Origin of the sequence: Bacillus sp. AY18-3, from assembly GCF_008042305.1 — a bacterium.
Classification (GTDB): Bacteria; Bacillota; Bacilli; order Bacillales; family Bacillaceae_G; genus Bacillus_A; species Bacillus_A wiedmannii.
The window spans coordinates 90,610-114,171 of the sequence record NZ_QKQR01000004.1 but is presented as its reverse complement, the minus strand read 5'-3'; the positions used below and the strand labels follow the sequence as shown (position 1 = coordinate 114,171).

Annotated in this window: 22 protein-coding genes; 4 read left to right on the top strand and 18 right to left on the bottom strand. The window is 34.6% G+C overall.

Going from position 1 to position 23,562, the window contains the following annotated elements; genetic code table 11:
- Positions 1–171 precede the first annotated feature (171 nt).
- The 8 genes from DM800_RS03235 to DM800_RS03200 form a co-directional block, all read right to left on the bottom strand.
- A complete protein-coding gene (locus tag DM800_RS03235; RefSeq protein WP_147786387.1) occupies positions 172–1,875 on the bottom strand; it encodes a peptide ABC transporter substrate-binding protein in 1,704 nt (567 codons plus the stop codon).
- 348 nt (positions 1,876–2,223) lie between these two features.
- On the bottom strand, positions 2,224–3,486 hold the full coding sequence (locus tag DM800_RS03230; protein WP_060487376.1) for a dicarboxylate/amino acid:cation symporter: 1,263 nt from the start codon (positions 3,484–3,486) through the stop codon (positions 2,224–2,226).
- 205 nt (positions 3,487–3,691) lie between these two features.
- On the bottom strand, positions 3,692–4,729 hold the full coding sequence (locus tag DM800_RS03225; protein WP_147786386.1) for an LCP family protein: 1,038 nt from the start codon (positions 4,727–4,729) through the stop codon (positions 3,692–3,694).
- 17 nt (positions 4,730–4,746) lie between these two features.
- Positions 4,747–5,745: an anti-sigma factor gene (locus DM800_RS03220; protein WP_147786385.1), complete on the bottom strand. Its 999-nt coding sequence runs from the start codon at positions 5,743–5,745 to the stop codon at positions 4,747–4,749.
- 12 nt (positions 5,746–5,757) lie between these two features.
- Positions 5,758–6,291 (bottom strand): sigma-70 family RNA polymerase sigma factor, encoded by a 534-nt coding sequence (locus DM800_RS03215; protein ID WP_000864733.1) that lies wholly within the window; start codon positions 6,289–6,291, stop codon positions 5,758–5,760.
- 127 nt (positions 6,292–6,418) lie between these two features.
- Positions 6,419–6,790: a VOC family protein gene (locus DM800_RS03210; protein WP_048544029.1), complete on the bottom strand. Its 372-nt coding sequence runs from the start codon at positions 6,788–6,790 to the stop codon at positions 6,419–6,421.
- Between the two features lie 50 nt (positions 6,791–6,840).
- A complete protein-coding gene (locus tag DM800_RS03205; RefSeq protein WP_147786384.1) occupies positions 6,841–7,647 on the bottom strand; it encodes an ABC transporter permease subunit in 807 nt (268 codons plus the stop codon).
- Positions 7,640–8,533 (bottom strand): ABC transporter ATP-binding protein, encoded by an 894-nt coding sequence (locus DM800_RS03200; protein ID WP_060487381.1) that lies wholly within the window; start codon positions 8,531–8,533, stop codon positions 7,640–7,642. The genes DM800_RS03205 and DM800_RS03200 overlap by 8 nt, the downstream gene beginning before the upstream one ends.
- A 137-nt stretch (positions 8,534–8,670) precedes the next feature.
- On the opposite strand from DM800_RS03200, the gene DM800_RS03195 reads away from it, so the two are divergent.
- Positions 8,671–9,291, top strand: a complete 621-nt coding sequence (locus DM800_RS03195) for a TetR/AcrR family transcriptional regulator (protein WP_147786383.1) — start codon at positions 8,671–8,673, stop codon at positions 9,289–9,291.
- A 94-nt stretch (positions 9,292–9,385) separates the two neighbouring features.
- Here the strand turns inward: DM800_RS03195 and DM800_RS03190 are convergent, their stop codons facing one another.
- Positions 9,386–10,354: a helix-turn-helix transcriptional regulator gene (locus DM800_RS03190; RefSeq protein ID WP_147786382.1), complete on the bottom strand. Its 969-nt coding sequence runs from the start codon at positions 10,352–10,354 to the stop codon at positions 9,386–9,388.
- A gap of 59 nt (positions 10,355–10,413) precedes the next feature.
- Here DM800_RS03190 and DM800_RS03185 point away from each other — a divergent pair, with 59 nt between their 5' ends.
- Entirely contained in the window at positions 10,414–10,857 is a 444-nt protein-coding gene (locus DM800_RS03185; RefSeq protein ID WP_060487384.1) for a VOC family protein, read from the top strand.
- Between the two features lie 56 nt (positions 10,858–10,913).
- Here the strand turns inward: DM800_RS03185 and DM800_RS03180 are convergent, their stop codons facing one another.
- From DM800_RS03180 to DM800_RS03145, 8 genes are all read right to left on the bottom strand, one after another.
- Positions 10,914–11,945 (bottom strand): oxidoreductase, encoded by a 1,032-nt coding sequence (locus tag DM800_RS03180; protein WP_147786381.1) that lies wholly within the window; start codon positions 11,943–11,945, stop codon positions 10,914–10,916.
- 228 nt (positions 11,946–12,173) lie between these two features.
- Positions 12,174–14,597 (bottom strand): DNA topoisomerase IV subunit A, encoded by a 2,424-nt coding sequence (gene parC, locus DM800_RS03175; RefSeq protein WP_147786380.1) that lies wholly within the window; start codon positions 14,595–14,597, stop codon positions 12,174–12,176.
- Position 14,598: 1 nt separating this feature from the next.
- Positions 14,599–16,563 (bottom strand): DNA topoisomerase IV subunit B, encoded by a 1,965-nt coding sequence (gene parE, locus DM800_RS03170; protein ID WP_001062189.1) that lies wholly within the window; start codon positions 16,561–16,563, stop codon positions 14,599–14,601.
- Positions 16,564–16,937: 374 nt separating this feature from the next.
- A complete protein-coding gene (locus DM800_RS03165) occupies positions 16,938–17,351 on the bottom strand; it encodes a CoA-binding protein (protein ID WP_048565897.1) in 414 nt (137 codons plus the stop codon).
- A 79-nt stretch (positions 17,352–17,430) separates the two neighbouring features.
- Positions 17,431–18,672, bottom strand: a complete 1,242-nt coding sequence (locus DM800_RS03160; RefSeq protein ID WP_147786379.1) for a S1C family serine protease — start codon at positions 18,670–18,672, stop codon at positions 17,431–17,433.
- Positions 18,673–18,874: 202 nt separating this feature from the next.
- The gene (locus tag DM800_RS03155) at positions 18,875–19,552 is read right to left on the bottom strand and encodes a response regulator transcription factor (protein WP_001044678.1); all 678 of its coding nucleotides are present in this window, start codon (positions 19,550–19,552) and stop codon (positions 18,875–18,877) included.
- Between the two features lie 18 nt (positions 19,553–19,570).
- Positions 19,571–20,023, bottom strand: coding sequence for an anaerobic ribonucleoside-triphosphate reductase activating protein (gene nrdG / locus DM800_RS03150; RefSeq protein WP_000867068.1), 453 nt, complete (start codon positions 20,021–20,023; stop codon positions 19,571–19,573).
- Complete coding sequence (locus DM800_RS03145; RefSeq protein WP_147786378.1) at positions 20,020–21,876, bottom strand: anaerobic ribonucleoside triphosphate reductase; 1,857 nt, start codon at positions 21,874–21,876, stop codon at positions 20,020–20,022. Before DM800_RS03145 ends, nrdG begins: the two co-directional genes overlap by 4 nt.
- A 225-nt stretch (positions 21,877–22,101) precedes the next feature.
- On the opposite strand from DM800_RS03145, the gene plsY reads away from it, so the two are divergent.
- Positions 22,102–22,698: a glycerol-3-phosphate 1-O-acyltransferase PlsY gene (gene plsY / locus DM800_RS03140; protein ID WP_000237189.1), complete on the top strand. Its 597-nt coding sequence runs from the start codon at positions 22,102–22,104 to the stop codon at positions 22,696–22,698.
- A gap of 108 nt (positions 22,699–22,806) precedes the next feature.
- Positions 22,807–23,097: a HesB/YadR/YfhF family protein gene (locus DM800_RS03135; RefSeq protein ID WP_001054448.1), complete on the top strand. Its 291-nt coding sequence runs from the start codon at positions 22,807–22,809 to the stop codon at positions 23,095–23,097.
- Positions 23,098–23,123: 26 nt separating this feature from the next.
- Here the strand turns inward: DM800_RS03135 and DM800_RS03130 are convergent, their stop codons facing one another.
- A complete protein-coding gene (locus DM800_RS03130) occupies positions 23,124–23,543 on the bottom strand; it encodes an acyl-CoA thioesterase (RefSeq protein WP_000495804.1) in 420 nt (139 codons plus the stop codon).
- Positions 23,544–23,562 lie beyond the last annotated feature (19 nt).

Here is a 23,562-nt window from a genome sequence, read left to right as displayed (position 1 = left end):
TAAAGTTATTTTTAAAATATTCTAAAAATTATTTTTTATAATTATCACTATACAAATTCTTCCTATTCACTATATAAGTACCATTCCCCTTGTGCTTATTGATTTGTTTACAATTTAATCTCATAATAAAAAAGCATTCCAAAAGTAGTCTACTTTCGGAATGCTTTTTTATTATTTTTCAGTTACATAAGCCCATTTAAAGCTGTACTCCGGACTAATATTATGTTTAACAACCCCTTTTACAGTCGGTTTCATTACATAAGATCTAGCATTTTGATATAATGGTACAAGTGCTACATCTTGCTCGAGTAATAATTTTTCAGCTTTCCCTAGTTCTTCCCAACGTTTCTTCGCGTCACTCATTAACTCTCCACCGGCTTTTTTAACCATTTCATCATATTTCGCATCAGAGTAGCTCATTTGGTTATGAGAGTGATTAGATTCAAACATATCTAAATATGTCATTGGATCTGCATAGTCTGGGCTCCATCCACCATATGAAATATCATAATCTTGCTCCGATTCTAATTTTAGTTTTTGTTTAAACGGCTGCAGTTTAATATTTACTGTTACACCTTTTAAGTTTTTCTCAATTTGATCTTTTACATATTCCCCAACTTTTTTCGCATTACCAGTATCATAGTTTAAAAACTCAATTGTAACTTGATCTTTTCCAAGTTCTTTTTTCGCTTCTTCCCATGCAGCAGCTGCTTTTTTCGCATCTGGCTTAATACCATTTTTAAATGTATCTTGGAAATCTTTCCCATCCGGTCCATTTGCTAACCCTTTAGGTACTAAGTAATCAGCCGGTTTCGATCCATCATTTAAAATAACATTTGCTAAATTCTTTTTATCAATTGATAAAGCAATTGCTTCGCGTAATTTTTGGCTCTTTAATGGTGTATCTTGCCCACCACGTTTTTGATTTAAACGTATGAAAAATGTACTTGGTTCTGAATATGTTCCAAACTCCTCTTTATTATTTCTATATTTGTCAACGAATTCTCCAGTCAATAAAGAGAAATCAATTTGGCCACTATCGTATAAATTTACACGAGTTGCTGGCTCTTTTACAACACTAAAGTTAATCTCATCTAATTTCACAGTCTTTTTATCCCAATATTGATCATTCTTCTTTAGTTTCCATCCTTGTTCGTGTTTCCAATCAGTAAGAACGAATGGACCGTTATAAACTGTTGTATCAGATTCTAAACCGTATTTATCCCCTTTTTCTTTAACGAACTTTTCATTTAGTGGATAATACGACGGGAATGCTACTAAGTTTAAGAAGTATGGTACCGCTTGTTCTAATTCTACTTCAAGTGTAAGATCATCAACCGCTTTTACACCTAATGTAGAAACTTCTGCTTTCCCCTGGCTAATTGCTTCTGCATTTTTAATCGGGAATGCGATAAATGCATACTCAGCAGCTGTTTTTGGATCTAATAGACGTTGCCATGCAAATACGAAATCTTTCGCTGTTACAGGATCACCATTTGACCATTTTGCATCTTTACGTAATTTAAATGTATATTTTTTACCATCCTCACTCTTCGTGCTTGACTCTGCCGCAGCTGGGATTGGTTTGTTTTCTTTATCTAATCGGTATAAACCTTCCATTGTGTTCCCTAACATTTGAGAACCTAAAGTATCTGTACTTTTAGAAGTATCCATTGTTGGAATCTCATTTGTTTCAGTACGATTTAGTACTTGTTTCGCTGCTAATTTTTCTTCTGATTTGCTATCCCCGCCAGAGCTAGAATTTGTGCTTGTCTTCTTATCTCCACCTGATGTAGAACATGCTGTCAATGCCATACTCATTGCTAAAACTGGTGCTACAACTGCTGTTAGTTTTTTCATTTTTTTCTTTTTCACTTTCTGTACCCTCCCTAATTCTTAACGCTCTCATTTAAGAATTTTCTGATAATTCCGTTTTTCTTTATATATTTATCAGAAGATTCTTATTAACTATTATTCTACTAATTTTTCGAGTTTTGTAAAGTGTTATTATTGAAAATTTTTAAAAAATTATTTTTTTACAGTAATATTCATAAAAATTCCATACTCTTTCGAAACACTATATCTCATTGAATTCTATGTATTGATTTAATAGTCTTTATCTCCCTACACTATAAAATACTTGTAAATTATTGTTAATAAATAATGTATATCGTAACAAACCTCTTTTCTACAAAAATAAAAAAGTCAGCTTTGCTGACTTTTTTATCCGGCCATTTTCTTTTTTTTCATTTCCTCTATTACTCTCGTATACTTCTCTTCATCAAATTCATTTTCACTTTTTGCAACAACTACAGTCGCAATACCGTTACCAATTAAATTCACGATAGCACGTGCTTCTGACATGAAACGATCTACACCAAGTAATAGCGCTAACCCTTCTAACGGGATAACATTCATTGCAGATAAAGTAGATGCTAGTACTATAAAACCTCCACCTGTTACTGCTGCTGCCCCTTTAGATGTAACTAATAAAATAGCTATTATAGTTAATTGTTGACCTAGTGAAAGATCGACGTGAAAAACTTGAGCTAAAAATATAGTTGCCATCGATAAATAAATCGTCGTTCCATCTAAATTAAAAGAGTAACCTGTCGGAATGACTAAACCTACTACTGGCTTAGAACACCCGAAGTCTTCCATCTTTGTCATCATTCGCGGCAGTACTGATTCTGATGATGATGTCCCTAGAACAATAAGTAATTCTTCTTTAATATGTGCTAAATATTTCCACAAACTAAATTTGTACAGTTTACAAATAAAATTTAAAACAATAAAAACAAATAATGCCATTGTCGTATATACACAAATCATTAGTTTACCAAGTGGTATTAACGTACTTAAACCATATTTACCAATTGTAAACGACATTCCACCGAATGCTCCAACTGGCGCTAACTTCATAACAATAGATAAAATATTAAAAAATACTTTCGATAATCTTTCAAAAAAGTCGATAACAGGTTGTCCATTTTTCCCGAGCATTGTTAACCCTGCACCGAATAAAATGGAGAAGAACAGAACTTGTAAAATATCACCTTTTGCAAATGCTTCAAACATGTTAGACGGCACAATATGTAAAAAGAAATCCATCCACTGCATTTCTTGCCCGCTTTGTACATATTGTGAAACATCTCCGCCCTTTAGTTTCGAAGGATCTAATCCATCTCCGGGACGTACAACATTCGCTACGATGATACCAATAAGTAAAGCCGCTGTTGTAACGATTTCAAAATATAATAGTGCCTTCCCACCAACACGACCTACCTTTTTCATACTTCCCATACTTGCAATACCAAGCACAATCGTTAAAAAGATTATCGGTGCAATAACCATTTTAATCATATTGATGAATGTTTCACCAATTGGCTTCATCTCTTGTCCAACACTAGGCCAAATTGCCCCTACTGCAATACCACAAATAATTGCCACAATAACTTGGAATGTTAAATTCTTTACAATTCTCATTTTTAATACTCCCCTGTTTCGTTCATTTCTCCCATACGATTTCAATAATTGCTAATGATGTATTTTATGTAATAGCCCCCCTGCTATTTAACTTAAACCACATCATTATGTTACACTATTATTAATAATTTGAAAATAGTATATAATATTCAGATTTAAATGTCATACTATTAAACGTAATAAAAAAGCAGACCTTATGCCTGCTTTAATTCTCCTCAATCTGCTTTTCACTTAATCCTAGATGTGTTCTAAGCGTATTACTCAAACTCTGTAGATCTTTTTTATTAGGGTTATAATAATATACACGTTGCCCATTTGGACCGTTAGGTAAATATAAATCATCTCCGCCTAATTGAATCTTTTCAACTGAACCATTTAAACCGTATTTATAAAAAGATAAAATATCATCCATTACTAAATTTGTTTTAAAATCGCCGTCAATCGCCTCAACTATTTTTTCTAGCTTCGTAATCGAGCCTACACTTTTTAATTTACTTAACATCGCTTCAATAACAAGTTGTTGGCGCTGACCTCTCATTGCATCACTATCAATATGACGCGTTCTTGCCAGTGCAAGTGCTTCTTCCCCTGTTAATTTTTGTAGTCCTTTTTTCAAATGGATTGCGTCAGGTTCATCTTTACTATTTTGCTCCGTAAATTCAACTGGGACATTTACTTCAATTCCATCTAATCCATCAACAATTTTAGTAAATGAATTAAAATTAAACTTCACAAAATAATCAACAGGCACTTGTAACAACTTTTCTACTGCTTCCACTGAAGCTTGCGGTCCTCCATCTTTACCATTTTTAACGAAACCACTTCCATATGCATGCGTTATTTTATCTTTTTTCTTTTCAACTGGAACATATGTATATGTATCACGTGGTATGCTCGTTAATTTCACTGTCTTATCATCTTTATTAAAAGTAGCTAACAGTAGTGCATCTGTATGGAAAGCACCATTATACTCCTTTTGTCGTTCTTGATTTTCATCAATTCCCATAATTAAAAGTGAAACATTGTTTGCAATTGGCTTTACAGTTTCCTCACGTAAATGTGATTTTTCACCACGCGCTAAATTTAAACTAGACTTTTGTACGAGATTAGAAGTTTTCATATATACATAAGTACCATATCCAACTCCGCCAAATAGTAATACTACTAACAAGACACTTATTATCGTTGTCTTTTTATATTTTCTTTTATTTTTCTTTTCTCTTGAAGAAGAGATATTCTCCATATCGTTCCCTCCGTTTTCTATTCATCTAATATATTTTTCAATTTTTCATAATTAGTACTATCCTTTTGAAATACATTCTCTTTCAACCCTTTGTTTATTTGTATCCATTCAGTTGTAATCGAATATTGAATCATACCTTCGTGGAAACTAAGGAACTTTAGCATAATCCCCGTATTTTTCTCTACAACCATTTCAAATTTCCCTCTTACATCTTCAGATGTACTTACAGGCATTTCTATGTTTATTGTCCCTTCTATTTTGTAGCAATCAAGTCCAAGATACTTCGTTTCTTTATAATTCCAATCTTTATATCGGATTAATAGCTCAGCAAATTCTGATTGCATACTATACTTCGCAAATCCCACATATTCGTCATCATATCGTTTCTTTTCACCTGATTTTCTCAATAATCTTTCCGTAGGATTTAATTTTAATAGTTCATAGTTTCTTTCCTTCGGGCTCCATTTTGTCTCTCTATATGTATACTTCTCATCATCAAATTCTTTTTTCTTGCCCTCGTTATATATAATTGTTCGTTTTTTCGTTAGCTTATCTTCTTTCGAAGAGATACCTCTTTGTTGCTCCGTATCAATCGCATATTTGTATGTTGTAGCGATTCTTGACGAACTATAATATTCCTCAAATTGTCCTGAAATATTTTTAAAATGATCAATGGAATCCAGCATCTTTTCATGAATCTTTTCTTTATCTGGATAGTTTACGTTCGATTTTATTTCTTCTTCATTTTCATAATCAGAAAACGCCTTTTTCTTTACATATTCAAATACCCCACCATTTTGAGCAAAAATTTGATCAGAAAACTCCGACATAGACACAATGGACAGTGTTAGAACCGCAGCACTTATAGCCATCATATAAACTTTGTAACCTTTCTTTTTTACCGGAAGATTATGTAGTGTACGATTAATCTTTTCATTTAACTCTGGTGGTACTATAACATTCTCTTCTTTTATTCTCTTTTTTATTTTCTCATCAAATAATTTTTCGTTATCCATCCTATACACCTCCTATTCCATCTTTAATCGCTTTTGCAATTGTTCCCTCGCGCGTGACAATCTCGATTTCACTGTTCCTTTTGGCACTTCTAAAAGCTTCGCTATACTTTCTTGATTCATATCTTCATAATAAAAAAGCACCGTAACCGCTCTTAACTCTTCATGTAATGATTGAATCGCATTACACAAATCTATATCTTCATACTGATCACAAGCACTCATATTGTAATCATTTTCTTCTATTACCATTATCTTTTTGTATGATCTAATAATGTTGTTACACTCATTTATCAAAATTCGAATTAACCAAGTTTGAAAAAACTCTTCTTTCTTTAATTTTTTTATATTTTCATAGGCTTTTAAAATTGTTGCCTGTATCGCATCCTCTATATTTGTCTCATCACGTAACATAGCCTTTGCAATACGATACATCTTCATTTTTTCTGTATGTATAAGCGCCATAAACGCTTCATGATCACCTTTTTTCGCTAAGGAAACATCGGTTTCTTCTTTTACAATCATTTTATATAAAGGGATTACTTTCACAATTGCTCCTCCTGTTTCATCCTCACTTCAAATTTAACTTTACATGTATTAGACGGATGAGCCTAGAAAAAGGTTCATTTTTTTGAATATTTCCATAAAAAAAGGTAAACATTCTTCATGTTTACCTTTACTCAGATGTAATTCTAAGGAAATATCCATCTGGATCGACAACTTTAAATCCCCGCATCTCCCACGGATAAGTTTGAATTTCTTCTTGTATTGTGCATCGCTTCTCTTTACAACGTTCATATACTTCTTCAATCCGATTGACAACAATAATTAGTTCAAAGCCATTCCCCTTCATGTCTTTTCGATTGTAAAAATAGTGATTTTCACTCAATGTTGAATCAGTAGCTAGTAACAGAGAAAACTGATCGTGATTAAAGCGTGCTGCATGCATACTTCTTTTATACAACTGTAAACCAATTACTTCTTCATAAAACAATAATGACTTCTCAATATCATTTACATATAGTTTAACCCGGAACAAATGATTCATTCGTTTCCTCCTCATCAAAAAAAGCCCACTTTCTCAGTGGACTTTCTACTTTACAACGGTAAATCCCTTTTCCTAAACACTACAATTGCTACTATGAAAATACAAAGTGCTCCAGCAGTTAAACCTATACTCACTGGCCATATATTATATGTTCCCTCAGCAATTTCTTTCGGACGAAATAGCGTAAATAATGATATATTTCTCATCCACTCTAACTTATCGCTTAATTTACCTACCATGTCCGTTACGAAAAATAAAATAGTTAAACTTGCTGAGTAGCTAAGTGCCTTTCTTTCGTCATTACATATACAAGAAAAGAAAAATGAATACGCACTAACGACTAAAAATATTAACCCACCGACTATATTTATCTTCAGGAATAATTCTTTATTTAAGTTATTATCTTGTAGAAACCACTCTGCACCTACTATACCCGCTACATACGTAACAGTTACTATGATTAGTAGCCCTAATGCGAGAATAGCCGCTTGCGTGATTGCAATTTGCACTCTAGATACAGGTGTTGTTAGCAAGTATGCCATCGCTCCTTTATCTACATGACGAGCAATTAAATGCGTTGCAACTGTTACACAAAAAATTGTTAATATGATAATAAACAATAGACTATAATATTCGCCAGCTAAAAAATCCATTACGTTTTGAATCGGACTTTCCATTCCAACAATTTTTTTCACACTATCAGGCATAGCACTTATTAATTCATTTAACCCTTTCGCTGATACCATTGAAGGGAAGATCCAAATTAATAACCATAAATATAGAGCTGCACCAGTTGCATAACTCAAAATACTTTTTTGTGTTTCTTTCAAACTAGCTAAAAACAATTGCTTATTCATGCTTTACCCCTTCTTTCTTATCGTAATAATGCATAAATAAATGTTCTAAATCCATTGCTCTCGTTTGAAGCGCCGTTACATTATAGTTTGAAAGTGTTTGTAAAACAGTTTGATAGTTTCCTTGCACAATAATCGATGCTTCTCTACCTTTCACCGCTTCAAATTGCAAATTACATTGTGTAAGAGATTCAATCTCTTCTTGCGATGATACGGTTACATCTATTACCTGTCGTCTCAAGCTTTGTAAATCATGAATATTTTCAACCGTTACAAGGCGACCATCTTTAATTATAGCCACTCTGTCACAAGTTCTCTCAATCTCAGTAAAAATGTGCGATGACATAAGGATTGTTTTCCCTCTTTGCTTTTCTTCTAATATTAAATCGATAAACACTTGCTGCATAAGTGGATCGAGTCCTGATGTTGGTTCATCTAAAATTAACACTTCCGGATCATGCATAAAAGCAGCAACAATTCCTACTTTTTGCTTCATTCCTTTAGACATTTTTCGAATCGGTGTTTTCACATCAAATTGTAGACGTTCTATTAATTCATCTCGTCTTTTCGTATCCTTTAACCCGCGCATTCCTTGCATTAACTTTAAAAAATCTAATCCGTTCATTCCTTCAATAAAAGAAATTTCACCTGGCAGATACCCAACTTTCCTTTGGATTTTCGCCGCTTCATTCCAACAATCTAATCCAAAAATTGTCGCTTTACCAGCTGTCGGTTTTATAAATCCCATTAAATTACGAATTGTTGTGGATTTCCCAGCACCATTTGGTCCTAAGTAACCAAATACTTCCCCTTCTTTTACATCAAATGTAATATGAAACAAACCTTTTCCATTTGAAAACTGTTTTGTGACATTTTGAACTGAAATCATAATTCCACCTCATTTTTTGAAATATTTAATATGTGATATTTCAAAATTATTGTACTCCTCATCTTTCATATTCGCAACAATTTTTTGAAATATTTATATGTCCATATTTCAAAATTATTGTTTTCCATTATTTTTTCTTGTATATTTTAATTGAGGTGATTGCATTGAACGGCTTTGAAAAAGTGAAAGAAAAGAAAAAACGTGCCATTAAAGAGGCAGCCTTCTTATTATTTTCAGAACGTGGATTTAATGAAGTGAAAATAGAACATATTGCAAAAGAAGCAAATGTTTCTCAAGTTACCATTTATAATCATTTCGGAAGTAAAGATGCATTATTTAGAGAGCTTATACAAGAATTTATCATATCTGAATTTCAATATTATAAAGATCTTGCAGAGGAAAAATTACCTTTTCATGAGATGATGCAAAAAATGATTGTAAGAAAAATGAATACTGGTGGGTTATTTCAGCCGGATATGTTACTACAAATGATGCAAAGAGATGAAGAGCTCCGAGAGTTTATTTATAGTTATCAAAACGAAAAAATCCTGCCTTGGTATTTAGAAATACTAGAACAAGCACAGCAAAAAAATGAAATTAACCCTCACCTTACTAAAGAAATGATGTTACTATACATTCAAATGTTCACTAAACTAGGTGATGATTTCGGGGCTCAGCTTCTTGAAGGAGATCGCGAAAAACATATACAAGATATCGTTACGATGTTCTTTTATGGACTGTCCGTCCTAGAAAAATAATGTTTCTAAAGAACAAATACCATCACAAAAAAAGCCCTTTGGATATTTAAATCTCAAGGGCTTTTTCATGTCAATAAAATGATTAAAACTAACTTTATCTTAAAGCAGTTAAATGCTGCTTTATAGATAATACCTTATTATAGATTAACTCTTTTAGCATAACTGGCTGAATTGAGATAATTGTTTCACCGAAATTCAGAAAGTAACTTGAAATAAACTCAACTTCTTGTTTGTTAAAATAGCCTGTTATACTATAATTTTCATTTTCTTTTTGTATCCTCATGGAAGGATAATTCTCTTTATCAAAAATATCTTTTCCTTTTTGATTAACAATGACACGAAAATCAATTGCATCCGGCTTTCTGTGAAAAGTTGTAAGATAACTTAACAACTCTTCAAGATTTTTTGGATTCGTATTGCTTGTTTCCTCAATAGAAAGAATTTTATCACATCTAATTATTTGAACATTATTTGTCTCAAAATTAAAGATTTTAGCATACCACTGGCCAAATTTAGATTCGATTCGAATAAATTGGGCGACCAATACTTTTTCCTCATCTTTTTTTAAATATGTTAAATGATAAACTCGCTCAGCAAAAATCCCCTGTAAAATTTCTTTTAAGAACGGACTAAAATTACTATGATTTGTTACTTCAAAAGAAAGCGTTCTTTCCATGATTGAAATATTTTCACTCACATTATCAGGTAATACATGTTTAAATTTATTTTCAAGCGCAATACTTTCTACATTAAATGGTTTTGTCTTGTATCCATTTAGCGTAAGAATCGAAAAGTATAACGCATACATTTCATCCACACTAAAATAAATTGGCGATAACACACTATTTTCTATAATTTTATAACTTCCATTTCTACCCAGTTCAGAATATATTGGTACACCTATTTCTTCCAATGATTGAATATCTCGCAACGCGGTACTTTTAGAAATATCATATCTAGCCATTAAATCTTTTAAATTAAAATATCTTTTATTATTTAAGAAAATAAGCATATCATTTATTCGTTCCGTTTTTTTCATATTTCCCTCCCAAAAAGATGTCATGTATTGGAACCTTTTTAGTCTATATTATAATTATTAACTAATAAAGGAGTTATATATTTATGACATTAGAAATAGCTATTTTTCTTTCAATGAATGGGCAAGCAAAGGAGGCAATTAATTTTTACACACGTAATTTAGAAGCTACGCAGTTAATGATTGTTACGTATGGAGAACTGGCCAAAAGAGATAGTTCTTTTAAAATTACAAGTGAAAATAAAGATTATATTGCTCACTCTGTTTTACAAATTGGGAATACAAAGCTAATGATAGCAGAAGATACAATGAAGCCTAATGAACGTTATAACGTTGGAAATAACATGTCACTTTGCATTCAAAGCGCTAATTTAGAAGAAATACAAAGGTTTTATAATAATTTAATTTCCGATAAGCATGTGAAGATAATCTCTCCGCTAGAAAAAAATATATTTAGTGAAGCATATGGGATTATTGAAGATCCTTACGGCATACAAATCCAGCTAATGTATGACAAACGATTAAACTAAATAATTATCCATATTCACATATTCCTAATAAAAAAGACACGAAATTCGTGTCTTTTTTACTTTACAGTGATGACTCTACCGGTTTCACTACTTTCAATCGCTAATTGAATAAGTCGAATAACTTCTAAGCCTTCTTGTGCTGTTACAGGTGGTTTCTCACCATTTACTATACTATCTCTTACACCTTTATAATACATGTCATAACAGCCAACTTCTGTTGGAATACGCTCTAGCTTTTCTTCCGTATGTAAAGTAGCAAATTTCTCTTCAGCATCTACTCCATAACCGTTATCGCCTGGCTTCATTCCATTTTTTAATTGTTCTTCCTGTGAATCCATACCGTATTTCACGATAGAACCTTTATCTCCATGCAGTGTAAAGTGTGGACCTTCTTGCTTTACGTAACTGCTACTATGTAAAGTGACACGTTTAACACCGTAGTGAAGTATAACATGGAAGTAATCATCAATTTCTGCACCTGGTCGTTGTTTGATTACATCTGCACTTATCGCATCTGGTTTCCCAAATAATGATAATGCTTGGTCAATTAAATGCGATCCTAAATCATACAGTATACCTGATCCTGGTAAATTCTTTTCTCTCCAGCGATCACGTACATTCGGGCGAAAACGATCGAAATGTGCTTCATATGCGTATAGATTCCCTACTCTATTTTCTTCTAACAATTTCTTTATCGTTAAGAAATCATTATCAAAACGGCGATTATGATACACGCTTAACACCACATTATGCTGTTTTGCTAATGAAATTAGTTCTTCGCCTTCTTCAATTGAAACAACGAATGGCTTCTCCACAACTACATGCTTACCATGTAAAATTGCTTCTTTTACATATGGAAAATGAGTTGTATTCGGTGAAGTAATGACCACTAAGTCAATATCAGCACGATTTACTAATTCCTCAATTGTGCCAACAACTTCAGCATTTGGTAATGCTTGCTTCACTAGTTCTTCTTTTGAAGATAAAATAGCACGAATATCATATTCTTCTATCGTTTGTAATAATGGGATGTGAAATGTTGTACTAGAAAATCCAAATCCTACAATGCCTACACCTATTTTTTCCATGTTGCCCCTCCATCTGTCCCGCTTTAACGGACAGTAAGATTCCTACCTCAAAATTCAGCGAAAGCAAAGAAATTAGTTGAGGAATCAACTGCTCGTAAAAGTCCGATTGATTAAAGTCCCACTTTATGAGAACGATTTCATTCAGTTATTATAACAAGATTATTATTATTTACATAATAATTTGCCTAGAAAAAAGCATCTTGCCATTATTCATAGCAAGATGCTTTTTTACTCCGGTCGTTTTTTTGTCCACGTTTCAATAACTTCACCAGTATCATTAACATCTAGTACTAAACTACCGTTACTATACCGGTCTTTATTTCGATACGCTTTCGGATCAATTTCTTCTACAATATGTTTCTCAGTCTTCATATATACTAGTTCATCATCTCGAACAATTTCAATACCGACAATACGGTATGGATTACGTTTTAACTCTTTAAAAATAACAAGACCTCGCTTCGCTCTCGTTGATTTCTCAATTTCTGATGCTTTTAGACGTTTTACAGCACCTCGCTGCGTAACAAGAATAAGTTGATCTTTGTCACCATGTAACGGTTTACCCGAAGCGACATAATCATCTTCTTTTAAGTTAATTGCTTTTACACCAGCGGCCCTTACACCGACTGGACTTACTTCATCTTCATGGAAAATAAGTGCATATGCACCATAGGTTGCAAGAACAATATCACTCGTTCCATCTGTTGCAAATATATCTACAACATAATCATCTTTTTTCAAATTCACAGCGACGAACGCTCTTGAATAACGCTGAACTTTATATTGGTTTAATTCTGTTTTCTTAATCATACCATTTCGTGTAACAAATACGATAAATCGTTTTTCTTCTTCAAAATTCGGTACGACGGTCGCCCAAATAATCATTTCATCCCGCTCGAGTGAAACGAGATTCGCAACGTGTTGACCTAAATCTTTCCAACGAATTTCTGGCATTTCATATACTGGCAGATATATATAGTTTCCTTTATTCGTAAATAAGAGGACTGTCTCTGTCGTATTCGTATCGAATCGCTCCAGTAAGATGTCACCCTCTTTCATACCGAAGTCTTTTCCGTTCGATGCATTATGTGAACGCCAACCTGTTCGTTTCACATATCCTTCTTTCGTTACAGTAACGATGACATCTTCCTGCGGAATCATAACTTCCACATCGATTTTAATTTCCTCAATTTGTTCTTCAATAATAGCACGGCGATCATCACTATATGTTTTCTTGACTCTCTTCAAATCTGTTTTAATAACTTGAAGAAGTCTTTTTTCACTTTGTAAAATTGACTGTAACTCTATAATCTTCTTATTAAGCTCGTCTGCTTCTTGTTCTAGCGCCGTAATATCTGTATTCGTTAAACGATATAGTTGCAGCGAAACAATTGCTTCTGATTGCGCTTCTGTAAATCCAAATTTCGTACTTAAATTATCTTTTGCATTACGTTTATCCTTAGAAGCACGGATTGTTTCAATCACTTCATCTAAAATCGATAATGCTTTCTTTAAACCTTCTACAATATGTTGACGGTTTTCTGCTTTTCTTAATTCATATTGTGAGCGTCTCGTAATAACTTCTTTTTGATGCCCAATATACGCATCCAAAATCTTAGGTAATGTCATAAGTGTCGGACGACGATTATTTATCGCTACCATATTAAAGTTATATGGAATTTGTAAATCTGTGTTCTTATATAAATAATTTAAAATACCTTCAGCATTTACTTCTTTTTTTAACTCTACAACGATGCGAAGACCTGTACGATCTGTCTCATCACGTACTTCAGCAATTCCATCTAGTTTTTTATCTAGACGTAATTCATCCATTTTTTTAACAAGGTTCGCTTTATTTACTTCATACGGAATTTCTGTAATAACGATTTGTTGCTTCCCACCACGGATTGTTTCAACTTCAGCTTTTCCGCGAATAATAATTTTACCTTTTCCTGTTTCATACGCTTTTTTGATACCATCAATCCCCTGAATAATACCACCTGTCGGGAAATCTGGTCCTTTCATAACTGTTAATAAATCATCAACAGTACTATTCGGCTTATCAATACGCATCATCGTCGCATCAATTACTTCCCCAAGGTGATGCGGAGGAATTTCTGTTGCATAACCAGCTGAAATTCCTGTCGATCCGTTCACTAGTAAGTTCGGGAACATCGCTGGAAGTACAACAGGTTCTTCACTCGTATCATCGAAATTTGACACGAATTCTACTGTTTCTTTATCGAGATCACGCAATAACTCAGATGCGATTGGTGATAATCGTGCTTCCGTATAACGCATTGCCGCTGCTGGATCGCCATCCACACTACCATTATTACCATGCATTTCAACTAAAACATTACGTACTTTCCAAGTTTGACTTAAACGTACCATCGCCTCATATACAGAGGAATCACCGTGTGGATGGTAGTTACCAATAACATTACCAACTGTTTTAGCTGATTTACGAAATGCTTTATCATGTACATTTCCTTCTACATACATAGAATATAAAATACGTCTTTGCACCGGTTTTAAACCGTCACGCGCATCTGGAAGCGCGCGATCTTGAATAATATATTTACTATAACGTGCAAAGCGGTCACCTAACACGTCTTCAAGCGGGAGGTCATGAAACTTCTCTGCCTGCATGTTATTCCACCTCCGTCTCCATAATCATTTCATTTTCTAAAATGTTTCCTTCTTCTTGCATACCAAATTGTACATTTCGTTCGATCCATTTACGGCGAGGTTCTACTTTATCACCCATCAATGTCGTAACTCGGCGCTCCGCTCTTGATGCATCGTCAATTTTCACACGAATCAACGTACGTGTTTCAGGATTCATCGTCGTTTCCCATAATTGGTCTGCATTCATTTCGCCAAGTCCTTTATAGCGCTGCAGCATGTAGCCTTTACCGACCTTTTTTGTTACACCATCTAATTCTTCATCAGACCATGCATACTCAATCACTTCACTCTTACCTTTTCCTTTACTTACTTTGTATAAAGGAGGAAGTGCAATAAATACTTTGCCAGCTTCGATAAGTGGTTTCATATATCTGTAGAAGAACGTTAGTAACAATACTTGAATGTGCGCACCATCTGTATCAGCATCGGTCATAATTACAATTTTATCGTAGTTAATATCTTCAACAGCGAATTCATTCCCTACACCACCGCCAATAGCGTAAATAATTGTATTAATCTCTTCATTTTTAAAGATATCAGCAAGTTTTGCTTTTTCTGTATTGATTACTTTACCACGTAACGGTAATACCGCTTGGAAACGTCGGTCTCGACCTTGTTTCGCGGAACCACCCGCAGAGTCACCCTCTACTAGGTACAGTTCATTTTTTTGCGGGTTACGTGATTGTGCTGGTGTTAACTTACCACTTAATGTACCTTCTGATTTCTTTTTCTTTTTACCAGTACGCGCTTCTTCTCTCGCTTTACGAGCAGCCTCACGTGCCTGCGCTGCTTTAACTGCCTTTCTCACAAGAAGTGTAGCAACATCCGGGTTTTCTTCTAAAAAGTAAGCTAAATGCTCAGATACAATTGCATCAATTGAAGAACGAGCTTCACTTGTACCAAGTTTCCCTTTCGTTTGCCCTTCAAACTGAAGTACTTCTTCTGGTACACGTACAGAAACGATAGCCGCTACACCTTCACGAATATCTGTACCTTCTAAGTTTTTATCTTTTTCTTTTAATAACGATACTTTACGAGCATACTCATTGAACACACGAGTCATTGCTGTCTTAAACCCAGCTTCGTGTGTTCCACCATCTTTTGTACGTACATTATTTACAAACGAAAGAATATTTTCTGAGTAGCCATCGTTAAATTGAAAAGCTAGCTCTGCCTCAATTCCATTTTGTTCACCAGTAAAATATACAACCGGATGGATTGAATCTTTTTCTTCATTTAAGTATGAAACGAAAGCTTCGATTCCTGTTTCATAATGAAAGACATCTTCTAAATCATTTCGCTCATCTTTTATTGAGATTTTCATCCCTTTTAATAAGAATGCAGATTCACGTAATCTTTCACATAATGTTTCGTAATTGTAATTTGTTGTGCTGAAAATCGTTGTATCTGGTTTAAAATGTATTGTCGTACCAGACTCTTTCGTCTTCCCGATCTTTTCCAGTGTCGTTGCAGGAATACCACCATTTTCAAAGCGTTGTTCATAAATATTTCCGTCACGTTTAATCGTCACTACTAACCATTCTGACAAGGCATTTACAACTGATGCCCCAACACCGTGTAAACCACCACTTGTTTTATAGCCACCTTGACCAAACTTACCACCGGCATGAAGTACAGTTAAAATAACTTCAGGTGTAGGTTTCCCAAGTTTATGCATTCCCGTAGGCATTCCTCGCCCTTTATCAATAACGCTAATACTATTATCTTTATGTATTACGACAGAAATTTCGTCGCCAAATCCCGCTAACGCTTCATCAACGGAGTTATCTACTATTTCATATACTAAATGATGCAATCCACGGCTATCCGTACTCCCGATATACATACCCGGGCGTTTTCGAACGGCTTCAAGTCCTTCTAGCACTTGAATTGCATCTTCATTATATTGGAACTGATGCTTTGCCAAACTCCTTGCCCCTTTCCTAATCAAATCAGAACATATGTTTCTATTATAGAATAACGCCTCGACTATAGTTTTGGCAAGTTATCTTATCTCTTTTATATACCATTTTCAATAGAAAAATCCTTGTTTTTTCACAAGGATTCCTCTAGGCTACTATTTCAGAAAAATAATCGTTTGTCAACGAGAAATGGATATGTATGCCAAGATTATACATTCCAAACCTTTATCATGATCCAAATGATCAATATCCAAAATGGGATAACAAGTAACAATCCCCAAAAACAGCCTTTAAAAAATCTCATGATGAACACCTCGTTCATCGGCCCTACTTATTTATAAAGAGGGCTGAATCAATCTTTCTCTCTTTAAAACCTATACTATTTTGTCATCGCATGTTCTACTTTAATGCAACGATCCATTATTACAGTATAGCCTTTTTCTTGCAAAAGTTTATATGTATCTTCATCTTGTACTCCTAATTGTGCCCAAAAAACATCTGCATCAATCTCTACAAACTCTTTCGCAACATCCATTAAAAATTCTGAACGACGGAATACATTTACAATATCAACATGTTCCTTAATATCCTTTAGTGAAGAAACTGCTTTTTCTCCAAGCACCTCATCTACTGTTGGGTTTACTGGAATAATGCGATACCCAGCATCTTGCATTGCTTTTGAAACCATATACGATGTACGTTCTGGCTTATCCGATAATCCAACAACTGCAATCGTTTTGCTTTTCTTTAATACTTCACCAATTTCCGTACGAGTTGGGTTTTCAATTGTCATAATTTATCCCTCCTATTCCTTTAGTATAGCCGATAAAGAAAGTCTCTTTCAATATGAAAGAGACTTTCTTTTATTTCAATTATTGATTCTTTGTAGCTGAATTATCTGCTAAAGTAGCTGTTTTCGTCATTTTTTGACCGTTACGATAGAATGTAACTTCTACTTTCTCGCCTACTTTTTTCTTTTCATATAAATATTTACGGAATTGAAGTGAATTTTCTACTTTTTGATCATCTAATGATACTACAATATCATATTGCTCTAAACCAGCTTTTTCTGCAGGTGATATTGGGTAAATTTTACCTAATACAACGCCGTTTGTTACTTCTTTCGGTACTTTCAATTGATTTACTGCATAAGCTTGCACATCTTCTAATGAAACGACACCTACTCCAAGAGCTGGACGTTTCACTACTCCGTCTTTTTCAAGTGATTCAATAACTGGCTTTGCAATATTAATTGGAATAGCAAATCCAATTCCTTCAACTTCTTGTTGTGCAATTTTACTTGAATTAATCCCAATTATTTCACCATTTTGGTTAAACAACGCACCACCACTATTACCTGGGTTAATTGCTGCATCTGTTTGAATAACTTGAGCATTCCAATCTGCACGCTTATCGCCATCGATATCTACTGGAATTTCACGTTCTTTGCTACTAATAATACCTTCCGTTACACTTCCATCAAACCCTAGTGGGTTACCAATTGCAATCGCTTTTTCACCCGCACGAAGTTTACTTGAATCACCTAAAGTGGCAACTTTATTTACATTAGATCCATCAATTTCTACAACCGCTAAATCTAACCAAGGGTCTTTCCCTACAAGTTTTGCATCTACCTTTTTACCATCACTTAGTTTTACAGCAAGTTTATTCGCTCCATCTACTACATGGTTGTTCGTTACAATATACGCTTTATTTCCTACTTTTTTATAAATAACACCTGATCCTGAGCCAGCTTGTTGCTCTTGGCCTGTCGGTTGCATTGCAAATGGATCAACACTTTGTTGCATATTAATAACACCTACAACAACATCTTTCGCGCCTTCAATCATACCAGGTAAATCAGTTTCATTTTTTGCTTTATTGACAACAGGAACTACAGTACCTTCAACTTTTGAATCCGAACTGAATGATGATACAGCCGCTCCATTATTTTGAGCCCATGGCATATATGGTGCCGCAAAACTAATTGTGACAGCCCCAACTACAGCTCCGACTAAACCTGTGAAAAAATAACCTTTTTTACTACCTGATTTTCTCACTTCTCTCGTTTCACTATGCTCTTCATTTAAATTTGGTCCGTCGTAATATCCCATGTTTACTTCCCCTCTCTGGTGAATTCGTATTTTCAGTATAGTCACGTTTTGTGTCCTTCTTGTGAACTCATCGTGAAATCCAATTAAAAAAATACTCTTATCTAACATTGTAGACAAGAAAAGTATTTTTTGTACATTCCACCTACAAAAGAGAGTATAAATTTGCTATATCCCAAAGCCAAAGCGCATAGTAATTTAAAGGTTATTCTTCAAATTTGTAACCCACTCGAATAACAGTACCGATATGCTTCGCTTTATCTCCTAGCTTATTTCGTAGTTTTTTAATATGAGTATCAACCGTTCGGTCATCACCGTAGTAATCATATCCCCATAACTGATCTAATAAATGTTGACGTGACAACACAATTCCTTTGTTCTCCATTAAATAAACAAGAAGTTCAAATTCCTTATGTGTCAATATAATTTCTTCTCCATCTACTAAAACGGTTCTAGATAGACGATTCACTTCTATTCCAGCTAAAGACATAGTATTTTCTTCCGCTACTCCTACCACACCATCCGCGCGTTTCAATAACGTCTTCGCACGAGCTACTAACACTTTCGGGCTGAAAGGTTTCGTTACATACTCATCTGCACCTAATTCGAACCCTAGTAGTGTATCATCCTCATCTGAACGTGCTGTCAACATAATGATCGGTACTGCTGATTCTTTTCTAATTCGTCTACAAACAGACCATCCATCTATTTCTGGTAACATAATATCTAACATAATTAAATCAATTTCATGCTCTGCAAATAATTCTAACGCTATTTTTCCGTCTTCTGCTTCGATTACTTCAAAGCCTTCATTACGAAAATAATCACTAACGATTTCACGTAATCTTCTTTCATCTTCAACAAGTAATACTGTTTTATTCATATAATCTATCCCGCCTTTTTACTCTTTCAATCGAATAATACGTTGATTGGAGCTTCCGCGAAATGGAAGTGTTAAATCTTTTTTCTCGATTTCAAACCTTCCATCGACTAAAACATCCCCATAATGTAACAACTCTATCATATCATTATTTTGAGAACTCTGTATCTCTTCTAACGTATAACCTGTATACATCCATAGATTTTTTTTCAAGTCTTTCACAGCTTTTGCTACTTTTTTCACTTCAGCAGCTTGGAAGAATGGATCTCCACCTGAAAATGTTACATCAGTTAATGAATTACTTGCAATCTCGTTCACAATTTCTTCTACTGTCATTTCAGTTCCATTACAAATATTCCACGATTTTGGATTATGGCAACCGAAACAACGATGCGGACAGCCCGCAAAAAACACGACTGTCCGCAACCCTTCCCCATCTACTACACTATCATGAATGATGTTCATCACTTTCATTTATGCTTCACCCGATCCATCTCTTCACTACGTTTCGCACTATTCCACTTCGACATATCTCCTACAAGATAACCTGTTATACGGCGAATTCTTTCTATATTAGCTTCGTCTTCATTTCCGCAACTTGGGCATTCATTTCCAATAACTCCGTGATAACTGCAGCACTTACAACGGTCAACAGGATGATTAATTGAACCGTATCCAACGCCATGATTTGCCATCGCTCGTACAATTTGTTTTAACGCCTGTTTGTTATGCATAGCTGCTCCGTCTAGCTCAATATACGTAATATGTCCCCCGTTACATAGAGCATGGAAAGGTCCTTCTAAACGAATTTTATTTATCGCTTGAATGCTATAGTAAACTGGGATATGGAATGAATTCGTATAATAATTATGGTTCGTTATACCGCTAATCACACCAAATTCTTCTCTATCTTTTTTCACAAACTTCCCTGATAACCCTTCTGCAGGAGTTGCAATTACTGAGAAATTCAGTTCATGTTCTTCCGTTGCTTTATCCATTCTATCTCTCATAAAGGAAATGATTTCATATCCGAGTCTCCATGATTCTTCATCTTCTCCATGATGCTTTCCTGTTAAAGCTACTAAACACTCCGCAAGACCGATAAAACCAAGACTTAACGTCCCTTGCTTTAAAATGGATGCTACAGAATCTTCAGGCTGTAACTTCTCTCCACCGCGCCATACACCTTGTGAATATAAAAATCGAAAATCTCTTGCTCGCTTCGTACATTGATACTCAAATCTCTCTAATAATTGCTTAATCCCTAAATCTAAGTAATAATTTAACGCTTCAAAAAATGCTTCTTTTGAACCACTAATTAACGCTAATTTCACTAAGTTGATAGACGTAAATGATAAATTGCCTCTTCCAATCGCTGTTTCTTCTCCATGTATGTTAGACATGACACGGGTACGACATCCCATATAACATACTTCACTTTCCGGTCGTCCGTCATAATGCACTGCATTAAATGGCGCATCTAAAAATGAAAAGTTAGGGAATAATCGTTCAGCCGTTGTCTCTAACGCTAATTCAAATAAATCATAGTTCGGATCACATTCTTCAAAGTTCACACCTTTTTTCATTTTAAAAATTTGAATCGGAAAAATTGGTGTTTCTCCTTTACCAAGACCAGCTTGTGTCGCTTTTAAAAGTTGTCTAACTAATAACCGTCCCTCTTTTGATGTGTCTGTTCCATAATTAATAGAAATAAACGGTACTTGTCCCCCGCCCCTACTGTGCATACTATTTGAATTATGAACGAAAGCTTCACACGCCTGATACGTATCATTTTCTGTTTCTTTCCATGCAAATTCTTCTATTTGTTCTTTCGTAAGCGGATATGACTGTAATCGTTTCTTATGTCTCGCTACTGTTTTTCTCACATATGGAGCTAAATCAATATCAAAGAGTGCAAATGATTGACCACCGTGCTGCATATTTTGATTCGCCTGAAAAATAATAGACGAAAGAGCCAATGCACTTTTAATATCCTGCGGTTGTCTCATATGCCCATGTCCGGTATGAAAACCGTCCGCAAGCATTTGCGCTAACGGAATTTGCGAACAAGTCGTCGTTCCTGTCGCATAAAAATCTAAGTCATGTGGATATAATATATTTTGATTTATTGCTTTTTTCACTTGATCTGACAATAAATTTTCAACTGCATAATATTTCGCACTCTCTGATGCGAACGTTCCCATTACTCCCATTGGAGAGCGACCATCTACATTTGCATTTTCTTGCATTAAATCTTGCTCACTACCGTGGACAATCGTCTCAAACACTCTCATTAATTCTTCTCCACGTACATTTCGTTGTAACATTTATAACCCTCCACCAATATGTTGTTGTCTTTTGATTAAAATGTTACTACATATAGTCTTGGTGTTTCTGTGAGAAATGTAACATTCCTGTGAAATTTTTTTCACGAAATAATGAATTTTTCATTTACAAAAAAGAAATGTGCTCTTTACAAATGTATGGTACAATATACGGGAAAAACTCTTTTTACCCTTTATCAACACATTTGAATAAAGGAGACTGAACTTATGGTTATTACATATCTTTTATTTATCGTTGCCTACTTACTTGGCTCGATTCCATTCGCACTAGTCGTTGGAAAAATCGGCTACGGAATCGATATTCGTGAGCACGGAAGCGGTAATCTAGGCGGAACAAATACATTCCGCACACTAGGGAAAAAAGCAGGTTTTATCGTTACAATTGCTGACATTTTAAAAGGTACATTAGCAACAAGTCTACCGATTATTTTCGGTTTAGATGTTCACCCACTATGGTTCGGATTAGCAGCTGTTCTTGGACATGTGTATCCGATTTTCGCGAAATTCCGTGGTGGTAAAGCTGTTGCAACTTCTGCTGGCGTGCTATTATGCTACTCTCCAGTTGTTTTTGCAATATTAGCTGTTGTCTTTTTCAGCCTTTTATTTACAACAAGATACGTATCACTTTCTTCTATGGTAACAGCCGTCGTTGCTGTTATTGCATCCATTGTTAGCGGGGATAAAATCTTCATTATTGCGATGTGTTTATTAGCAGGTATGGTTATTTATAAACATCGTGCAAATATCGGGCGAATTATAAATAAAACTGAACCGAAAGCAAACTTTTCAAAAAAGCAAAAATAAGATCGTAACCCACATAACGCAAAAAGAAAACGTGAAGCATATTAATAGCGTCTTTTTGCGTTATTTTTTATACTAAAGAAAAAGCAACATAATTTGGAGGAACTATACATGAATCTTTCCGTAACAAAAGAAGCAGCACAATGGTATAAAAACGAATTAAACTTACAATCGGGTGAAACACTACGCCTTTTCGTACAATACGGCGGTTGCAGTACTGTGCAAAAAGGACTTTCTTTAGGTATTCGTAAAGATGATCCTGCACATCCTGCTGTTCAAACTCAAGAAGAAGGTATTAACTTCTTTATTGAAGGCGATGATGAGTGGTTCTTCGATGGACATAATTTAGCTGTTACATTTAACGACGGTGATGATTTCCCGCAATTTAATTATGAAAAATAAAAAAGCGTGGCTTCTGCCACGCTTTTTTATTTTTTCTTAATTTCCTCATATTTCGCATACCACTCTGGATATAACTTTTTAAATGATACAGGCCTGAACCCTTCTTTTTTCGCGCAAATATTCGTCGTACTTGCAGTAATACAAAGTTCACCTTCACCGTTATATATTTCATAACCATATACAACGCGAAGCGGACTAACAGTATCAATCCACGTTTTCACAATTGCTTTTTCTCCGTAACGCATCGCTTTACGATATGAAATTTGCAAATCTAACACAGGAGAAATAATTCCCTCTTTCTCCATTTCAACATATGAAAATCCTAAATCTTGTATAAGTTTCGTGCGACCTAGTTCAAGCCACACCAAATAGTTTGAATGGTAAACAACACCCATTTGATCTGTTTCCGCATAACGGATTTCAACTTCATGTTCTGCTACAAACATATGTATTCGCCTTCTTTCA